General features: G+C 62.2%; 16 protein-coding genes. 7 read left to right on the top strand and 9 right to left on the bottom strand.

The features are described 5' to 3' along the window. Positions 1-5 precede the first annotated feature (5 nt). Complete coding sequence (betC, locus tag SM763_RS03470) at positions 6-1,514, bottom strand: choline-sulfatase (protein ID WP_274828357.1); 1,509 nt, start codon at positions 1,512-1,514, stop codon at positions 6-8. Between the two features lie 219 nt (positions 1,515-1,733). Between betC and betI the strand changes: the two genes are divergently transcribed. Further along, positions 1,734-2,309 (top strand): choline-binding transcriptional repressor BetI, encoded by a 576-nt coding sequence (betI, locus tag SM763_RS03475; protein ID WP_065270764.1) that lies wholly within the window; start codon positions 1,734-1,736, stop codon positions 2,307-2,309. A gap of 30 nt (positions 2,310-2,339) precedes the next feature. Here the strand turns inward: betI and SM763_RS03480 are convergent, their stop codons facing one another. Together SM763_RS03480 and SM763_RS03485 are read right to left on the bottom strand one after the other, a co-directional pair. Continuing rightward, positions 2,340-3,260, bottom strand: coding sequence for a DMT family transporter (locus tag SM763_RS03480; RefSeq protein ID WP_274828356.1), 921 nt, complete (start codon positions 3,258-3,260; stop codon positions 2,340-2,342). A gap of 113 nt (positions 3,261-3,373) precedes the next feature. Further along, positions 3,374-3,979 (bottom strand): LysE/ArgO family amino acid transporter, encoded by a 606-nt coding sequence (locus SM763_RS03485; protein WP_347509909.1) that lies wholly within the window; start codon positions 3,977-3,979, stop codon positions 3,374-3,376. A 96-nt stretch (positions 3,980-4,075) separates the two neighbouring features. Between SM763_RS03485 and SM763_RS03490 the strand changes: the two genes are divergently transcribed. From SM763_RS03490 to SM763_RS03505, 4 genes are all read left to right on the top strand, one after another. Next, entirely contained in the window at positions 4,076-4,963 is an 888-nt protein-coding gene (locus SM763_RS03490) for a LysR family transcriptional regulator ArgP (RefSeq protein ID WP_347509908.1), read from the top strand. A 21-nt stretch (positions 4,964-4,984) separates the two neighbouring features. Continuing rightward, positions 4,985-5,677: a nitroreductase family protein gene (locus SM763_RS03495; protein WP_274832497.1), complete on the top strand. Its 693-nt coding sequence runs from the start codon at positions 4,985-4,987 to the stop codon at positions 5,675-5,677. Positions 5,678-5,690: 13 nt separating this feature from the next. Beyond that, positions 5,691-6,539: a COG3904 family protein gene (locus SM763_RS03500; RefSeq protein WP_368997574.1), complete on the top strand. Its 849-nt coding sequence runs from the start codon at positions 5,691-5,693 to the stop codon at positions 6,537-6,539. A gap of 119 nt (positions 6,540-6,658) precedes the next feature. Continuing rightward, positions 6,659-7,690: a DUF1036 domain-containing protein gene (locus SM763_RS03505; protein WP_065270770.1), complete on the top strand. Its 1,032-nt coding sequence runs from the start codon at positions 6,659-6,661 to the stop codon at positions 7,688-7,690. 85 nt (positions 7,691-7,775) lie between these two features. On the opposite strand, the gene SM763_RS03510 is transcribed toward SM763_RS03505, so the two are convergent. Further along, positions 7,776-8,516, bottom strand: a complete 741-nt coding sequence (locus tag SM763_RS03510) for a YebC/PmpR family DNA-binding transcriptional regulator (RefSeq protein ID WP_065270771.1) — start codon at positions 8,514-8,516, stop codon at positions 7,776-7,778. Between the two features lie 250 nt (positions 8,517-8,766). Here SM763_RS03510 and SM763_RS03515 point away from each other — a divergent pair, with 250 nt between their 5' ends. After that, on the top strand, positions 8,767-10,542 hold the full coding sequence (locus SM763_RS03515) for an SLC13 family permease (protein WP_347509906.1): 1,776 nt from the start codon (positions 8,767-8,769) through the stop codon (positions 10,540-10,542). Between the two features lie 7 nt (positions 10,543-10,549). Here SM763_RS03515 and SM763_RS03520 read toward each other — a convergent pair whose 3' ends face one another. The 4 genes from SM763_RS03520 to mgtE form a co-directional block, all read right to left on the bottom strand. Beyond that, on the bottom strand, positions 10,550-12,328 hold the full coding sequence (locus tag SM763_RS03520) for an SLC13 family permease (protein WP_347509905.1): 1,779 nt from the start codon (positions 12,326-12,328) through the stop codon (positions 10,550-10,552). Positions 12,329-12,507: 179 nt separating this feature from the next. After that, the gene (locus SM763_RS03525; protein ID WP_347509904.1) at positions 12,508-13,323 is read right to left on the bottom strand and encodes a TIGR00282 family metallophosphoesterase; all 816 of its coding nucleotides are present in this window, start codon (positions 13,321-13,323) and stop codon (positions 12,508-12,510) included. Between the two features lie 106 nt (positions 13,324-13,429). Beyond that, positions 13,430-13,993, bottom strand: a complete 564-nt coding sequence (locus SM763_RS03530) for a 5-formyltetrahydrofolate cyclo-ligase (protein WP_347509903.1) — start codon at positions 13,991-13,993, stop codon at positions 13,430-13,432. Between the two features lie 28 nt (positions 13,994-14,021). Next, positions 14,022-15,410 carry a magnesium transporter gene (gene mgtE, locus SM763_RS03535; protein ID WP_065270774.1) on the bottom strand — a complete coding sequence of 463 codons (1,389 nt, stop codon included), beginning with the start codon at positions 15,408-15,410 and terminating at the stop codon, positions 14,022-14,024. A gap of 135 nt (positions 15,411-15,545) precedes the next feature. Here mgtE and guaD point away from each other — a divergent pair, with 135 nt between their 5' ends. After that, on the top strand, positions 15,546-16,832 hold the full coding sequence (guaD, locus tag SM763_RS03540; RefSeq protein WP_274839544.1) for a guanine deaminase: 1,287 nt from the start codon (positions 15,546-15,548) through the stop codon (positions 16,830-16,832). Between the two features lie 26 nt (positions 16,833-16,858). Here guaD and SM763_RS03545 read toward each other — a convergent pair whose 3' ends face one another. Beyond that, positions 16,859-18,199, bottom strand: coding sequence for an 8-oxoguanine deaminase (locus SM763_RS03545; protein WP_274835737.1), 1,341 nt, complete (start codon positions 18,197-18,199; stop codon positions 16,859-16,861). Between the last annotated feature and the right edge of the window lie 130 nt (positions 18,200-18,329).

The following is an 18,329-nucleotide window of genomic DNA, read 5'->3' on the forward strand; positions in this document are numbered from 1 at the left end:
TTGGGTTATTCGCCGCGCGGGAAGCGGGCGTTTTCCTCAACCACATTGAGATCCATGTGGTTGCGCATGTAACGTTCCGAAGCCTTTTGCAGCGGCTGGTAGTCCCAGGGGTAATAGCCGCCCTGGCGCAGCGCTTCGTAGACGATCCAGCGGCGCGCCTGGCTGGCGCGCACCTCGGCGTCGAACTGTTCCAGGTTCCAGCGCGCTTCGGATTTTGCACGCAGGGTTTGCAGGGTGCCCGCATGGTCGGGGTGATCCGCCAGATTGGTCAGTTCCTTCGGGTCGGCCTCCAGATCAAACAGCTGATCAGGGTCGAGCGCGCAGCGGTTGTACTTCCACTTGCCATAGCGCAGCGACACCAGCGGCGCATAGGACGCCTCGGCTGCGTATTCGATGGTCACCGGTGCGCTGCGTTCTTCGCCCTTGGCCAGCGGCACAAGGTTCTCGCCGTCGGTCCAGGGGGCGATCTCCTCCATCGACACCCCAGCCAGAACACCCAGCGTCGGGGTGACATCCAACGTCGACACCGGCGCATCGATACGCCCGGCGGGCAGATCCGGGGCGGAGATCATCAGCGGCACGCGCGAAGAGCCTTCGAAGAAGCTCATCTTGAACCAAAGTCCGCGCTCGCCCAGCATGTCGCCGTGATCGGAAACGAACAGGATGATCGCCTCCTGGCGGGTGGTTTCCAGCACCTCAAGGATCTCACCGATCTTGTCATCCAGATATGAGATATTGGCGAAATAGGCACGGCGCGAGCGGCGGATGTCTTCTTCGGTGATGTCGAAGCTGCGCCAGTCGTTGGCGTCAAAGATGCGCTTGGAATGGGCGTCGTGGTCCTCATACTTCATCGCCGGGACCTCGGGCAGCAGATGCTCGCAATCCTCATAAAGGTCCCAGTATTTCTTGCGCGCGACATAGGGGTCGTGCGGATGGGTAAAGGACACGGTCATCGCCCAGGGCCGGTCATCCTTGCCCCGCGCCAGATCGTAAAGCTTGGCCTTGGCGTGATAGGCGACTTCGTCGTCGTATTCCATCTGGTTGGAGATTTCCGCGACGCCTGCCCCAGTCACCGAACCCATATTGTGATACCACCAGTCGATCCTCTCACCCGGCTTGCGGTAATCCGGCGTCCAGCCGAAATCGGCCGGGTAGATATCCGTGGTCAGGCGCTCCTCGAACCCGTGCAGCTGGTCAGGGCCGACAAAATGCATCTTTCCGCTGAGGCAGGTGTAATAGCCCGCACGGCGCAGGTGGTGCGCGTAGGTCGGGATATCGCTGCGGAATTCGGCGGCGTTGTCATAAACGCCAGTGCGCGAGGGCAATTGCCCGGACATAAAGCTGGCCCGCCCCGGAGCACAAAGCGGCGAAGCGGTATAGGCATTGGCAAAACGCGTCGAGCGCGCCGCCAGTTTCTTCAGGTTGGGCGCATGCAGCCAGTCCACCGGACCATCCGGAAACAACGTCCCGTTCAACTGGTCCACCATCAGGATCAGAATATTGGGTGCAGTCATGCGCCTCTCCTGTTTCATTTTGTGCTGAGCTCCGGCCAATCCGGAAAACGGCAGCTGTTGCTGCGGGTCCTGCCACGCGCGATCTGCACGGCACCCCGGTTCTGTTCTGCCCTACCACGACTTGCCGGTAAGCCAAACATTTTTTTGTACCGCCATACAAGTTATTGAAGCTACATAACATCGCTTGTATCCGGCGCGCATGTAACGCAAAACTGCGGTATGGGACGAAAACGCATCCGAGATATCCGCAACGAAGAGCTGATCGAAGCCACCATCGTTGCCGTGCACAAGCGCGGTTATGGTGTTGTGACCATGGCCGAAATCGCCGCTGAAGCCGGAGCCTCGGCGGCGTCGATCAACTATTACTTCGGCTCCAAGGAAGGGCTGATGGAAGCCACGATGCGGCATCTGTTGCGCAAGCTGCGGACCGCCATGGTCGAAGGCTACGCCACCGCGCGCACGCCGAAAGAACGGCTATACGCGGTGATGGATGCGAACTTTTCCGACAATCTGTTCACCGTGACGCAATGCAGCCTGTGGATGCAGTTCTGGGCCAATGCGCCCTACTCGCCGCGCCTGTCGCGGCTGCACCGCATCAATAGGACCCGGGTGCGCAGCCATTTTCTGGCCGAACTTCGGCATCTTCTGCCCGAGGCAGAGATTGAAACCGCGCGGCAGGCCCTGCAGTGCTATATGGACGGTGTCTGGCTGCAGACCGCGCAGTCCGAAGGTCCGGTCGATCCCGAAGCCGCACGGCGCGCGGCACACCGAGTCGTGGACCTGGCCCTGTCGTAAGACCGGCCAAACTGCCTACAGGCAGGACCTTCAGACCTTGGTCGCAGGCACCGGCGGTGTGATGGCGCGACGCTTCAGAACCGCCTCGCGCCAGGTGATGAAACTGATTGCTCCAAGGATCAGCGCGCCGCCCGAGACCACCCAGATGTCGATCGCCTCGTCAAACACCAGCGCGCCCAGAAGCGTCGCCCAGATCAGCTGCAGGAAGGTCACCGGCTGCGTCACCGCAACCGGCGCCGCCGAGAAGGCAAGCGTCATCGTGTAGTGCCCCGCCGTGGCGAAACAGGCCACCGCAAAGAGAATGCCAAGCTCGGCCAGCGTCGGCGTCACCCAGACCGCCGCCGCAAAGGGCGCCAGCCCCGCCGTCACCCACAGCGACAGCATCGCCACCACCACAACCGGATTGGTGCCGTCCACGGTGAATTTGGCCAAGAGGTAAGAGCCGCCAAAAACCACCGCTGCCGCCAGCATCGCGATATGCCCGGGGGAGATTTCCCGAAACCCCGGCCGCAGGATGATCAGCGCACCAATCAAAGCCGCGATGATCGCCGCGATCCGGCGCAGGGCCAGTTTTTCCCCCAGAAACACAGCCGCCCCGATGGTGACATAGACCGGCGCCAGGTAATTCATCGCCGTGACCTCGGCCAGCGGGATCTGTGTCATGGAAAAAAACCACAGCATCACCCCAAGCGTATGCAGAACGCCGCGTCCAGCAAACAGTCCCCACAGCTTGGGCGTCAGCTTGGCCTGACGCAGCGCGCCAATCATCGGGATCAGGAACACCAGCCCCAGAAGGTATCTGAGGAAGGCGGATTCGGCAGGGGGGATCCGACCGCCCAGGTATTTGACCAATGCGGTAACCGCGACAAAGTTCAGCCCGGTCACCAGCATCCAGAAAATGCCCATCACGGGATTGGTGTCCCGGTCTTTTGTCTGCTGCGCATCACTCATGACGCCAGACAGAACACCCAAACGGCAAAGGGTACAACCCTGAACATGGCAATTATTTTCGGCATCCACCCTTGCCCGCGAAGCGCTCTGCCTCGCCCAGCACTTGCCCTCCCTCAGATCAACAGGAGGTTCGCTGCAATGGCCCACATTGTCAGCCCGACAACTGCCTCAAGCACCTGCCAGGACCGGGGCTTGGCAAACACAGGCGCCAGCAGACCCGCGCCATATCCAAGGGAAAAGAAAAACGTGAAACTTGCCAAAACGGCCCCAAGGCCAAAGATCAGCGGCGCCGGATCCTGCGCCGAGATCGTGCCCAAGAGAACCACCGTATCGAGATAGACATGCGGGTTGAGCCAGGTCAGCGCCAGCACCGTCGCCAGAACCGGCAGCAGCGGCGCGCTTTGATTGCCTTGCCCCGCCGCCTCCAGCACGGCGCCGCCGCGCCAGGCCGCCAGCAGACTGCGCGCGCCATACCAGATCAGGAAAGCGGCCCCGCCAAAGCGCATGATGGTCTCGATCCCCGGCAGCGCCTGCGTCAGCGATCCAAACCCCAGAACCCCGGCATAGATCAGAACCGCGTCCGAACCTGCACAGGTCAGGCAAATCCAGAACACATGCTGCCGCCGCAACCCTTGCCGCAGCACAAATGCGTTCTGCGCCCCGATCGCGAGGATCAGGCTAAAGCCAAGGGCAAATCCGGAAACAAGGCTGGCTGACATGCGGGGCGTCTTTCTTCTGGAACTCTTCGCGCTTTGACTATGCGCCGCAGCCCGGATAATCCAATTAATTATGATAACCCAGATTAAGCACAGCTAATGCAACTCGACCCCAATCACCTTTCCGCGCTCCGGGCCGTTTTACACCATGGCTCGTTCGAGGCAGCGGCCCATACCCTTGGGGTGACGCCCTCGGCCATTTCACAGCGGATCAAGGCGCTGGAGGACCGTACCGGCATCGCACTGGTCCTGCGCGGCGCGCCCTGCACCGGCACGGCGGCGGGGCTGAGGATTGCCAAACATGCCGAGGATATCGGCCTTCTTGAGGCGCAGCTGGCGCGGGAGCTGGCGCTGGAAAACGGCACGGCCCCGGTACGGCTGCGCATCGCGGTCAATGCCGACAGCCTTGCCAGCTGGTTCATCGACGCGATGGCCGGAACTGACGGCGTGCTGTTCGATCTCCTGGTGGACGATCAGGATCACAGCGCCGACTGGCTGAAGCGCGGCGAGGTCTCAGCCGCGGTCACCGCCAGCACCCGGCCCGTGCCCGGGTTCGATGCCTACCCGCTCGGCACGCTGGACTATGCGGCAACCGCCAGCCCGGACTTCATGGCGCGCTGGTTTCCAGACGGCGTCACGCCAGAGGCCGCTGCCGATGCGCCCTGCATGATCTTTAACGCAAAGGACAGGCTGCAGCAGCAGTGGCTGGAGCGGAACGTGGCGCCCCGGCTGTCGCCACCCGCGCATTACCTGCCCTCCACCCAGGCTTTCATCGAAGCCGCAGCGGCCGGTCTCGGCTGGGGCATGAACCCGCTTTCCATCATCGGGGAAGAGCTGCACAGCGGGCGTCTGGTGCCACTCATTCCCGACACAATCCTGCCGGTTCCGCTCACGTGGCAGGTGGCGCGGGTGATGGCGCCTGCCCTTGCAGAGGTCACCCGGTCTGTGCAGACATCAGCGCGACGGCATTTGACCCAAGACCGTTGAGACCAATCGGAAAGACCCCTCATGTTTTCACAAGACTCTCTCAGCTATGATCCGCTGCCATTGCCCGACCGGGCCGCGTACACGGATGCGCAGATGCAGGAAAAGGCGACTGAGTTTCTCGCCCATATGCAGCGGCGCCACACGGTGCGCGATTTCACAGATCAGCCAGTGCCCCGACAGGTGATCGAGGACTGCATCCGGGCGGCGGGCACCGCACCATCGGGCGCCAACCACCAGCCCTGGTTCTTTGCGGCCGTTTCGAACCCAGAACTGAAGGCCCGGATCCGCGCCGAGGCTGAGGAAGAAGAACGCAAGTTCTATGCAGGCGGCGCTGGCGATGAATGGATCAAGGCGCTTGAGCCGATCGGCACGAATGAAGACAAACCGCATCTGACCATCGCGCCCTGGCTGATCGTGGTCTTCGCCCAGCGCTGGGGCGAGTTTGCGGACGGCACCCGTTACAAGAACTACTACGTACCCGAAAGCGTGAACATTGCCACCGGCGTTTTGCTGACGGCGCTGCATACCGCTGGTCTGGTCAGCCTGACCCACACGCCGAACCCGATGAAGTTCCTCAATGGCGCCCTGGGTCGCCCGGCCTCGGAAAAGCCTACGATGATCATCGCTGTAGGCCATCCGGCAGAAAATGCTATGGTTCCCTCAGTCGCCAAGTTCAAAAAACCTCTGGAGGAGATTTGCCAGGTCTTCGAATGACAGAAAGCCCGGCGTGACACCCGGGCCAGCCTCTCTGCGCCGCAGCCTTGGCCTGCACCTGGTGTTGCCACGGGCCGGGGTTCTGCTGGTCTGGCTGGCCCTCAATCATTTCTTCTGGCTGCCCGTATTCCTGGCTTGGGGGTTGATCGCGGCAGATGGGCTGCTGCTGGCCTGGCAAAGCCGCGATTTGCTGCGCAGCACGGACGGGCACATCCGCAGCACCGGATCGATGGCGCCAGTCTGGGGCAGCTATCTGGTTCTATTGTTTGCAGGATTTGCGACACTAACGCAGTGGTGGGGCGCCTTGCTGACCGCCGGACAGGTGGAGACCCTGCCCTATGCCAAGCAGCAGGAACAGGCGCGCCAGCAGCTCTATAGTCTGACCCTATCCGATGATGGCCGCACGCTGATCTTTACAGGCGAGATCACCCACGGGCTGACCCGGCGCATAGCAGCAACGCTGGACGCGGCGCCAGAGGTCCGCTCCCTGCATCTGACCGGCCCCGGCGGGCTGATCTACGAGGCGCGCGGCGTGGCCAAGCTGATCCGGACCCATGGCCTTGATACCGAGGCTGCCGACCTCTGTGCCTCTGCCTGCACAGTGATCTTTGCCGCCGGGCAGGAGCGCCTCCTCGCCCCCAAGGGACAGCTCGGATTTCACGGCTATGCACTGATGTTCGAAGGCGGGCTGCCGCAACTGGACCTGAAGAAAGAGCAGGAGAAGGACCTGTCCTTTTTCCTGCAGCAGGGCATCAGCGAAGGGTTTGTGCAGAGGGTCTTTGAGGTGGCTAACTCAGACCTTTGGATACCGGAGCACGCGGAACTGCGCGCGGCGGGCGTGATCACCGCCGGGGCCGACTGAAAAGCTCAAAACGCCACAATTGCGGTGCCTTTTACGGTGCTGACACGTTACAGACCAGTTTTTCTTGCGCGATGCATTCCCCGTGCCTAGCCTGAAATCGTTCAAATTCAGGATATGTTATGCGCTTTGTCACTGCCGGTTTATGCCTCGCCTTCTCTGCCGCTCCTGCCTTTGCAGGCCTTGAAATCTGCAACGATGCCGGGCGCAGCCTCAGCGTGGCGATCGGATACGCCGATGGCGATACCTGGGTATCCAAGGGCTGGTGGAACATCGATGCGGGCGATTGCAAGACGCCGCTCGGCGGGGATCTGAAGAATCGCTACTATTACTACCGTGCCAATTCTTCGGGTTCGGCCTTTGCCAGCGGTGATTTCACCTTCTGCACCACCTCACAGGCCTTCACAATATCGGGAGATTCCGAGTGTGCTGCACGGGGATATGAGAGCACTGGCTTCCGCAAACTGGACACCGGCAAGACCGCGAAACAGTTCACCCTGACGCTGGTGGACAATTCCACCAGCAAGAGCGAAACCACACCGAAGCCCGCCCCTCCGCCACCTGCACCTGCTCCAGCCACAGGCCCCGCCCCGGCCGGCACCTATGGCGAACCCTATTCCAACATGGCCAACCTGCAGGACTGCACCTATGAGGGTGCCCGCACCTGCAGCTTTCACGCCGACGGCACCAAGTTCTACGTCTCCGATGACGGGCGCACGCCACAGTTCGTCTTTGCCATCATGGAGAAACTGGACCCCGGCACGCCCATCGAGGTTCAGGGCGATCTGGAAGCCATTTACGACCGCAGCGCGGATGTTGTGCTGCGCGATATCACCATTCGTCCCTGGACCAACGCGGATTCGATCCTGAACCGGATGCAAGGCAGTTGGTACTCGGTCGATGATCCCAATTCCCAGTTTAACATTCTGGGGTCTGAGCGCGACAACACATATGACGGTGCAATCACCGGACGCGACTATATTTCCGTGTCAGACTGGTGTGACAGTTTTCAGGGCGCAGGCCCTTACCTTTATGCGCGCGAGGAAGAGACCGGCGAGAGCTACTGCTATGCCATCGACAGCATGTCCGATTTCGAAATGACCCTGATGTATCTGCCCGGCGGTAATTTCCTCAGCTACCGCAAGCTGGACTGACCTTTCGGCCCACGGGAACCCAACCGCAAAAGGCCCGCCAAATTGGCGGGCCTTTGTCTTGTACTGCGAAGGTTCTATAGCCGCGTTAGAGCTGCGCCATGACCTCGTCCGAGGCTTCGAAGTTGGTGGTGACGCGCTGCACATCGTCGTCATCTTCAAGCGCATCGACCAGCTTCATCAGCTTCTGCATGCCTTCCAGGTCCAGCTCGGTGGTGGTGGTCGGCTTCCAGATCAGCTTGGTCGATTCAGACTCGCCCAGCTCCGCTTCGAGCGCGTTGGAGACATCGTTGAGATCGGTGTCGGCGCAGTAGATGATATGACCATCTTCCGAGCTTTCGACATCCTCGGCGCCCGCTTCGATGGCGGCCATCATCACGGTGTCCGCATCGCCAACCGAAGCCGGATAGGTCACCTCACCTTTGCGGTCGAACATGAAGCCGACCGAGCCGGTCTCGCCAAGGTTGCCGCCGTTCTTGGTAAAGGTCGAGCGCACCGTCGAAGCGGTCCGGTTCTTGTTGTCGGTCATCGCCTCGACGATCACCGCCACGCCGTTCGGCCCGTAGCCTTCATAGCGGATCTCGTCATAGTTTTCCGCATCGCCGCCGATCGCCTTTTTGATCGCGCGTTCGATCACGTCCTTGGGGACCGATTGGCTCTTGGCTTCCTTCACCGCAAGACGCAGGCGCGGGTTCTTTTCAGGATCCGGGTCGCCCATCTTCGCGGCCACGGTGATTTCCTTGGCCAGCTTGGAAAAAAGCTTTGAACGCGCGGCGTCCTGACGACCCTTGCGGTGCTGAATATTCGCCCATTTTGAGTGGCCTGCCATGCGCCAGCCTCCATTTCTACCGATTGATCTTGTCGGAGCGTTTGATACAGCCCTGCATCGCGGGCCGCAAGAGATTGGTGCCACAGCCACCTCAGCAGCACGCCTCAAAGCTTCAGGCACACAAATCCGCCCCGGTTTCAGGCCAGTGCTGGCATCGGCTGCAGCTTTGCGCGACACTGCCCCCATTACCGGAATGACTGTCCCGGCGTTTGCAGGGCTTCATGCCGGATTTAACCAGGGACAGGCAGCAATGACATTTGACCAAGGCATTCTTTTCACCATCTTCGCAGCGGTCTTCGGGATGCTGCTCTGGGGGCGCTACCGCTATGATCTGGTGGCCTTTTCAGCGCTGATGGTGGCGGTGGTGATCGGCGTCGTCCCGGCCAAGGATGCCTTTGCCGGTTTCGGCCATCCCGCGACGCTGGTGGTGGCGCTGGTGCTGATCGTTTCTGCCGGGTTGGTGCGGTCTGGCGCGGTGTTCCTGATCACCCGCACGCTGTTCGACAGCAGCCGCGCCCTGGGCCTGCATATCAGCTTGATGGGAGGGATCGGCGCGGTCCTGTCGGCCTTCATGAACAATGTTGCTGCGCTCGCCCTGTTGATGCCGGTGGATATCCAGACCGCGCGCAAGGCGGGCCGCGCGCCGGGGCTGAGCCTGATGCCGCTGAGTTTTGCAACGATCCTTGGCGGTATGGTCACGCTGATCGGCACCCCGCCCAACATCATCATCGCCTCGATCCGCCAAGACACCCTTGGTGAGCCCTTCCACATGTTCGACTTCGCCCCGGTCGGCCTTGTTGCCTCGGTTGCCGGTCTCGCCTTCGTGGCCCTGATCGGCTGGCGCCTTATCCCGCAGCGCGAGAACGCCGCCGGCGCGTCAGAGGCGCAGATTGCCGATTACATCGCCGAATTGACAGTGCCCGACGAGTCCCCCCTGATCGATAGGCGCCTGGGAGAGCTGGACAGCGAGGCCGAAAAGGCGGACGTGGCGATTCTGGGCCTGATCCGGGACGGCAAACGGCTTTATGGTCGTGCCGCCGCATACAGCCTGCGGGCCGCCGACACGCTGGTGATCGAGGCCACGCCCGAAGCGCTGGACGAGTTCCGCACAGCGCTGTCGCTTGATTTTGCCGATGCCGCACGGCAGGAAAAGCTGACCGCCGCGGGCGAAGGGCTGGAACTGGTCGAGGTGGTGGTGCCGGAAACCGCGCGCGTCAACGGGCGCAGCGCCCAGGCCGTAGGCCTTGCCTGGCGGCAAAGCACGGTCCTGTTGGGCATTTCCCGGCAAGGGCGGCGCCTGACCAGCCATATCCGCCAGACCACCATCGAGCCGGGCGATATCCTGTTGCTGCTCTGCCCACGCGACCGCAGCGCCGATGTGACCGAATGGCTTGGCTGCCTGCCACTGGCCCAACGGGGCCTATCCGTCACCGCCAATGATAAAACATGGATGGCCATCGGCCTGTTTGCCGCGGCTGTAGCGGCGGCCTCGGTTGGCCTTGTCTACCTGCCAGTGGCGCTCGGGTTGGTGGCGATTGCCTATGTGCTGACCAAGATCCTGCCGGTGGCGGAGATCTATGATCACGTCGAATGGCCTGTGGTCGTTCTTCTGGGCTCGATGATCCCACTCGGCGCCGCACTCGACAGTTCCGGCGGTACCCAGCTGATCGCCAACGGCCTGATCGGCCTGACCGAGGGCCTGCCTGCCTGGGCGATCCTGACCGTACTGATGGTGGTCACAATGACGCTGTCAGATGTGCTGAACAACACGGCCACGGCCATTGTTGCGGCCCCGGTGGGTATCCAGATGGCAACGGCGCTGAATGTCTCCCCAGACCCCTTCCTGATGGCGGTCGCAGTGGCGGCCTCTGCGGCGTTTCTGACTCCCATCGGCCACAAGAACAACACGCTGGTGCTTGGTCCCGGTGGCTATCATTTCGGCGATTACTGGCGCATGGGCCTGCCGCTGGAAATCCTAGTGATCGCGGTTTCGATCCCGGCCATCCTGTTCTTCTGGCCGATGTAATCGCGCCTCAAAGAGGCCAGAACAGCGGGATAAGGGCCGAGGCCAGCAGGCCGATGCTGAGGTTCAGCGGAATGCCGACGCGCAGGAAGTCGGTGAACTTGTAGCCGCCGGGACCATAGACCAGCATATTGGTCTGATAGCCGATGGGCGTCGCAAAGGACGCCGAGGCTGCCACCATCACCGCAACAACCAGCGGACGCGGATCCAGCCCCATCGCCTGGGCAAGCCCGATTGCGATGGGGGTCACCACGACCGCCACCGCATTGTTCGACACCAGCTCGGTCAGCACCGACGTCAGCAGATAGACCGCCCAGACCAGCAGGAAGGGCGGCAGGCCGGACAGGCCCGGTGCGATGGCATTGACGATCAGCGCAACCGCGCCCGAGCTTTCCAGCGCAGCGCCAATCGCCAGCATCGAGAAAATCAGCGCCAATAGCCGCCCGTCGACAAAGGAAAACGCCTCATCCGCGTCGATGCAGCGGCTGACCAGCACCAGCGCAACCGCGACAACCGACAGCAGCAGGATCGGCGCAACGCCCAGCGCGGCCAGCAGCACGATCCCCAGGAGCGCAGCAATCGCAAGGGGTGCGTGGCTGCGGCGATAGGCCCGCTGCGTCGGCTGAGAGACATCGGCCATATCGGTGTCTGCCGCCAGACGCTGAATATCCGCTGGGGCGCCTTCCAGCAGCAGGGTATCTCCGACCCGTACCACCAGATCGTCGAGCTGCACACCGATGTTCTGATTGCGCCGGTGCACCGCCAGCACATAAACACCGTAGCGGCGACGCAGGCGCATGGCACCCAGCGAGCGCCCGACCAAACGGCAACCGGGGGTGATCAGAACCTCGACAGTCTTGGTCTCCACCGCTGACACCTGATCGACGCGCTTCAGCTCTTTATTGCTTTGCAGGCTCAGAAGTTCGGTCATCTGTGTGCGCAGCACCACCCGATCCCCGACCTGCAGTTCGACACCCTTGAGGTTCCGCCGCAGCGAGACATCGCCGCGGATGACGTCGATCAGGCGTACGCCCGGACGCTTGAACAGCTGAACGCCGGAAACCTCACGGCCGATCAGGTTGCTTTCGGGGGGAATGACAGCCTCGGTAAAGAATTTCATCTTCGAACGGTCGCTCAGCAGGTTGGCCAGGTTATCCCGGTCCGGCAGCAGTCGCGGCGCGATGAAGCGCAAGTAGACCATGCCCCAGATCACAAGAATGACCCCTAGCGGCGTGACTTCGAAAATGCTGAAAGCCGCCAAACCCTGTGCCCGGGCCACACCATCCACCAAGAGGTTGGTCGAGGTACCGATCAGCGTCAGCGTGCCACCCAGGATCGCCGCATAGCTGAGCGGGATCAGCATCTTGGAGGCCGAGACATCCAGCGTGCGGGAGATCTGGATGAACACCGGGATCATAACCACCACGACCGGCGTGTTGGAGACGATAGCAGAGGCGCCCACGACGAAGGCCATCAACATGGCAACGGCCAGCTTGGGGCTGACCTCGGCCTGTTTGCGGGCAATCGCGGTAAAGGCATCCAGCGCCCCGGTGCGCACCAAGGCCCCCATGATGATGAACATCGCCGCAATCGTCCACGGCGCCGGGTTGGAAAGCACCGGCAGCGCCGCATCATAAGGCAGAACGCCGGTGATCAGCATCAGAGACACCCCAGCGAGGGCCACCACCTCGGTCGGGTAGGTTTCCTTCAGAAAGGCCAGAAACATCAGTGCGACGATCAGAAGGGTGATCAGGGCGCTGCCGTTCTGAGCGACTTGAAAGACATGCATGTGCGGCAAATATCCCACCTGGTTTGCGATGCTGCGGTCCCGCCCATTATGCCAGACCGGCACAGAGTGTCCCCGATCCTAAATTGCGGGGCAAGCACTTCTGCACCCCGGCCACAAGCATTTGGCATCTCACGATGGTTTCAATGCACATTTGGTGGCCGGAGCGACAGGTCAGTGGATCAGACCGGCGCCGCGCCTTGCAGCAGACCACCGTCCCGGACCATGTGAATTTCCTTGGCCGCGCCGGTGCGGTCGTCTGTTACGATAAAGACACCCGACAGGGTCGCCTCCCCTTCCGCCGGGGTGAAGCGGCTTTTGGGCATGCCAGTCAGGAACCGGCGCATCGGTTCGGCCTTATCCATGCCGATGACGGAATTGTAGTCGCCGCACATACCCGCGTCGGTCAGATAACCGGTGCCTTCGGACAGGAGCTGCGCATCAGCGGTGGGGACATGAGTGTGGGTGCCGACCACCAGCGAGGCCCGGCCATTGCAGAAATGCCCCATCGCCATCTTTTCCGAGGTCGCCTCGCAATGCATGTCGACGATCACCGCCTGCGCCAGCCCGCCGCGCGGGTGCGCCTTCAGCACGCCTTCGACAGCGCCAAAGGGATCGTCATAGGCCCGTTTCATGAACACCTGACCCAGCGCCTGCGTTACCAGCACCTTGCGCCCGCCGGGCGCGTCGAACAGGCGGTGCCCCCGCCCCGGTGCGCCTTTTGCAAAATTCAGTGGCCGGATGATGCGCGGTTCCTTTTCGATGAACTGCATCATGTCCTTTTGATCAAAGGCATGATCGCCAAGGGTCAGACAATCGGCCCCGGCATCAAGCAGAAGCTTGGCGTGATCGCCGCTGAGCCCCATGCCATTCGACGCGTTCTCGCCGTTGACCACAACAAAATCCAGCCGCCACTCCTTGCGCAGTCGCGGCAGGTTTTCGGTGATGGCACGGCGCCCCGCGCGGCCCATCACATCGCCTAGAAACAGAATTCTCATGGCTCAGTCCTAGGCGGCGCTGCGGCAGGGAACAAGCCCTCTGGACGTTCATTGCGCTGTTTTTCGCGCCAAACCCCACTGAAACAACGCAGCCTAAGCCCCCTCCTTATCGGGAAAACTGGAGGATACGGCTTTCGGTCACGATCATGTCAAGCGGCTGATCGGTCGGCTCCAGCGGCAGATCTTCCGCCTCCTGCGCATCAAAGGCAAAGCCGATGGCCAGCGTCGCCCGCTTGCTGCGCAAGAGCTCCAGCGTGCGATCGTAAAAGCCGCCGCCATAGCCAAGCCGCCCGCCGGACCGATCAAAGGCCACCAGCGGCACGATCAGGATTTCGGGTTCAAAGAAGTCATCCACCGCAGGCACCATCGCGCCGAATGGTCCTTCACGCAGCGGCGCATCGGGTTGCCAGCGGCTGAACCGCAAGGGCAGACCTGCACCTTCGATCACCGGTACGCCGACCACACCATGAGCCGCGGCTTCGGCCATGGCAGGCAGCGGATCGATTTCGGTGCGGATCGGCATGTATCCGGACAATGGAACACCGCGATACCCGGCCAGCACCTCGGACAGATGTCCGGCCGCGCCGGGTTTGCCCATATCAAAGGCCTCTTTACGCCGGGCAAAGGCCGCCTTGCGCGCTTGTGCCTTGATCGCTGCCAGATCCGCCATTGCTCCCTCCTTTGCCGGGATTGAATGCCTAGAGAAGAACCAGCCCGGCCAGACCGAGGAAGGCAAAGAATCCAACGATATCGGTCACCGTCGTCACAAAAGCCCCCGAGGCAAGTGCCGGGTCCACATTCATTTTTTCCAGCATAACCGGCACCACGGTCCCGGCGAGGCCTGCCACGACCAGATTGATGACCATCGCGACGCCAATCACCGCGCCAAGCTGCGGCGAGCCGAACCACAACAGCCCGACACAGCCCATCACAACGGCAAAGATCAGACCGTTGACCAGCCCCACCAGAACCTCACGCCGGATCACCCGCCAGACGTTTGATCCTGTCAGGTCGCGTGTGGCCAGCGCACGCACCGCCACCGTCAGCGATTGGGTGCCGGCATTGCCGCCCATCGAGGCCACGATGGGCATAAGCACGGCGAGGGCCACGAACCGGGCGATGGTATCTTCGAACATTGAAATCACCATCGACGCCAGCACCGCTGTTACGAGGTTGACCGCCAGCCAGGGGAACCGCCGCTTGGTGGTGTCAATCACCCGGTCCGACAGGCTGCCTTCGCCGACACCGGCCAGGCGAAGGATGTCTTCTTCGTGCTCTTCATCCAGAACCGCCATGGCATCGTCGATGGTGATGACACCCACAAGACGCCCCTCGTCATCGACCACCGGGGCCGAAATCAGGTGATACTGGTTAAAGGCATAGGCCACGTCTTCCTCGTCCTGATCGGCGGGAATGACCTGGAAGGTTTCTTCCCTGAGATCGGTAAGCGGTACCTCGCGTCGGGCCGACATGATCCGGCCAAGGGTGACATTGCCCACCGGATGCAGGCGCGGACTGACCATGACCACGTGATAGAACTGCGCTGGAAGGTCCGACCTTTCGCGCATGAAATCAATCGCCTGCCCAACCGTCCAGTGTTCCGGCGCCATCACCACTTCGCGCTGCATCAGGCGGCCGGCGGAGTTTTCCGGGTAGCTCAGCGATTGTTCGATGGCGACCCGGTCGGAGTCCTCCAGCGCGTCGAGAATGGCTTCCTGCTGCGGCTCCTCAAGGTCCTCCAGCAGGTCGACCACATCGTCGCTGTCCAGATCCCGGACTGCTTCAGCCAAAACCTGCGGGTTGAGGATCGCGATCACTTCCTCGCGGATCGCCTCGTCCAGTTCTGACAGGATTTCGCCGTCGAATTCGCGGTCATAAAGCCGGATCAGCCGGGCCCGATCATAGGCGTTCACCTGCTCCAGAAGGTCGGCGATGTCAGCCGCGTGCAGCGGCTCCATCAGGTTCGCCAGCTCGGCCTTGTCGTTGGTATCCACAGCATAAAGGATCTGCGCCACGCGGCGGCGATCCAGCATATAGGCGTCGTCCTGGCCCTTGTCGGTCCCGATGGTCTCGTCGCCTGTGCTCATACGCTGCCCCTTCCGATGCTTGTCCCATGAATAGAAGAAGCTGCTACCGGAAAACAATGACAATGACACAATTTACCGCCGCGCGCGCCGCGCGTATCCTGCACGCGGTGAATTCGCACGAAAGGACAGCACATCATGAGCAACGCCCACATCCTGCGGGGACAGGTCCTGTCCTTTCAAGGCTCCCCCTTTGCCACCGAGGCACCGCAGGAAGCGGCAAGGCTGCGCGAGGCAGTGGCCGTGCAGGATGGGAAGATTGCCGCCGTCGGCAGCTTTGACGATCTGCGCCAGAGGTTTCCCGCAGCCGCGTTGCATGATCACGGGGAGAAGCTGATTCTTGCCGGCTTCGTCGATGCGCATGTGCACTATCCACAGACCGCCATCATTGCCAGCTGGGGCAAGCGGCTGATCGACTGGCTGAACAGCTATACTTTCCCCGAGGAGATGCGCTTTGGTGATCGTGCCTATGCCGATGAGATCTCAGCCCGCTATCTGGACCTAACCGCTGCCCATGGCACCACCACGGTCTGCAGCTATTGCACCATTCATCCCGAAAGCGTCGATGCCTTCTTCACGGCGGCGCAGGCGCGCGGGCAACGGGTTGTGGCGGGTAAAACCTGTATGGACCGCAACGCCCCAGAAGGGCTGCAGGATACGGTTCAGTCTGCCTATGACGACAGTGCCGCGCTGATCGCGCGCTGGCACGGGGTCGACCGGCTGGATTATGCGATCACGCCGCGGTTCTCCCCCACCTCTACCCCTGAACAACTGGAGGCCATCGGCGCCCTCTGGGCCGCCAACCCCAGCTGCCTGATGCAAACCCACCTCAGCGAACAGACGGATGAGATCGCCTGGGTCAAGGATCTGTTCCCGGATGCCCGCGATTATCTGGACACCTACGAGGCCTTTGGCCTGTTGGGCGCGCGTGGCCTTTATGGGCATGCCATCCATCTGGAACCGCGCGAACGTGACCGGCTGCGCGAACATGGCGCCGCGCTGGTGCATTGCCCCACCTCGAACACCTTCATTGGGTCCGGGCTGTTCGATATGGCCGGGCTGATGGCCGAAGGGCAGCGAATCGGCCTTGCCACCGACACCGGCGGCGGATCCAGCTTTTCCATGCTGCGCACCATGGCGGCAGCCTATGAGATCGGCCAGCTGCGCGGCACGCCCCTGCACGCAGCCCAGCTGTTGTGGCTGGCAACGCAAGGCTCGGCCACGGCGCTGCGGCTTGAAGACAAGATTGGCAATGTCGCCCCGGGCATGGAGGCCGATCTTGTGGTGCTCGATCTCGCCTCCACCCCCGCCATCGCCCAGCGCGCCGCCCGCGCCGATGACATCTGGGAGGCCGCCTTTGCCACCATCATGATGGGTGATGACCGGGCTGTGTCCGAAGTGTGGATCGGCGGGCGGCAGGTCTGACGACCCGCCCCGCCTGAAGCCCTTCGTTACGCCTTCTCGGCCAAGGCGCGGGCCAGCTGACCATGGCGTTCGATCAGCCGTGGCAGATCAAGGCTGGTGACCTCGCCTGCAGAGATGATCTGACGCCCTTCCACGAACAGATGCTTGACCTGTGTCGGCCCGGCCAGCAGCAAGGCCGCCGGGTCCCAGCTGCCGCTGGAAGCAACACCGGTCACATCCCAGACTGCCACGTCGGCGCATTTGCCGGGGCTGAGCCGACCGCAATCGGGACGACCCAGAATATCAGCGCCGCCACGGGTGGCGATTTCCAGCGCCTCATAGGCGCTCATGGCGTCAGCGCCCTGCGCAACCCTCTGTAGCAGCATGGCCTGCCTCGCCTCGCCGATCAAGTTGGCGATATCGTTGCTGGCCGAGCCATCAACGCCCAGCCCCACCGGCACCCCGGCATCGCGCATCGCCCGCACCGGGGCAATGCCGCTGCCAAGGCGGCAATTGGAACAGGGGCAATGCGCCACGCCGGTCCGGGTGCGCGCAAACAGATCGATCTCCTGCGCGTCCAGCTTGACGCAATGGGCGTGCCAGACGTCATCGCCGGTCCAGCCCAGTTCCTCGGCATATTGCCCGGGGCGGCAGCCGAACTGCGCTTCGGAATAGGCGATATCCTCATCGTTTTCGGCCAGATGGGTATGCAGCATCACGCCCTTGTCACGCGCCAGCAGCGCCGCATCCCGCATCAACTCGCGGCTGACGGAAAACGGCGAACAGGGCGCAAGCCCCACCCGGCACATGGAGCCCTCAGAGGCATCGTGAAAGCCATCAACCACGCGGATCATATCTTCAAGAATGGCCGTCTCTTGCTCGACCAAGCTATCCGGCGGCAATCCCCCGTCGCTTTCCCCGATGCTCATGGCGCCGCGTGTGGGGTGAAACCGCAAACCGACCTCTCGGGCGGCATGGATGGTATCCTCCAGCCGCGCGCCGTTGGGATAAAGGTACAGATGATCAGAGCTGAGCGTACAGCCGGAGAGAGCCAGTTCCACCAGCCCCAGCTGGGCAGAGACGAACATCTCCTCCGGGCCAAAGCGCGCCCAGATCGGATAGAGCCGTTGCAACCAGCCAAACAGCAGCGCGTCCTGCGCCCCGGGCACTGCGCGCGTGAGGTTCTGATAAAGATGGTGGTGCGTATTGACGAGGCCCGGCGTCACCACGCAGCCCCGGCCAGAGACGATCTGCCCTGTCGTGCGCAGCCCCTGCCCCACCTCGGCAATCTGACCGCCCCGGATCAGAACATCTGCATCGTGCAATACGCGGCCCGCATCATCCATGGTGATGACGGTGGTCGCATTTTGAATCAGGATTTCCTGCATCGGTTCACACTCCTTTGTCACCCGTTTCGGTTTTGGAAGTGTGAACTGGCCCGACAGAATACGGGTAAAGGACTCGGGCCGTGGCTGTGCTATACAGCACTGCCATGGCCGCGCTCAAGCCCCGGACGGG

This window comes from Pseudophaeobacter sp. C1-32P7 (assembly GCF_041008775.1).
Classification (GTDB): Bacteria; Pseudomonadota; Alphaproteobacteria; order Rhodobacterales; family Rhodobacteraceae; genus Phycobacter; species Phycobacter gallaeciensis_A.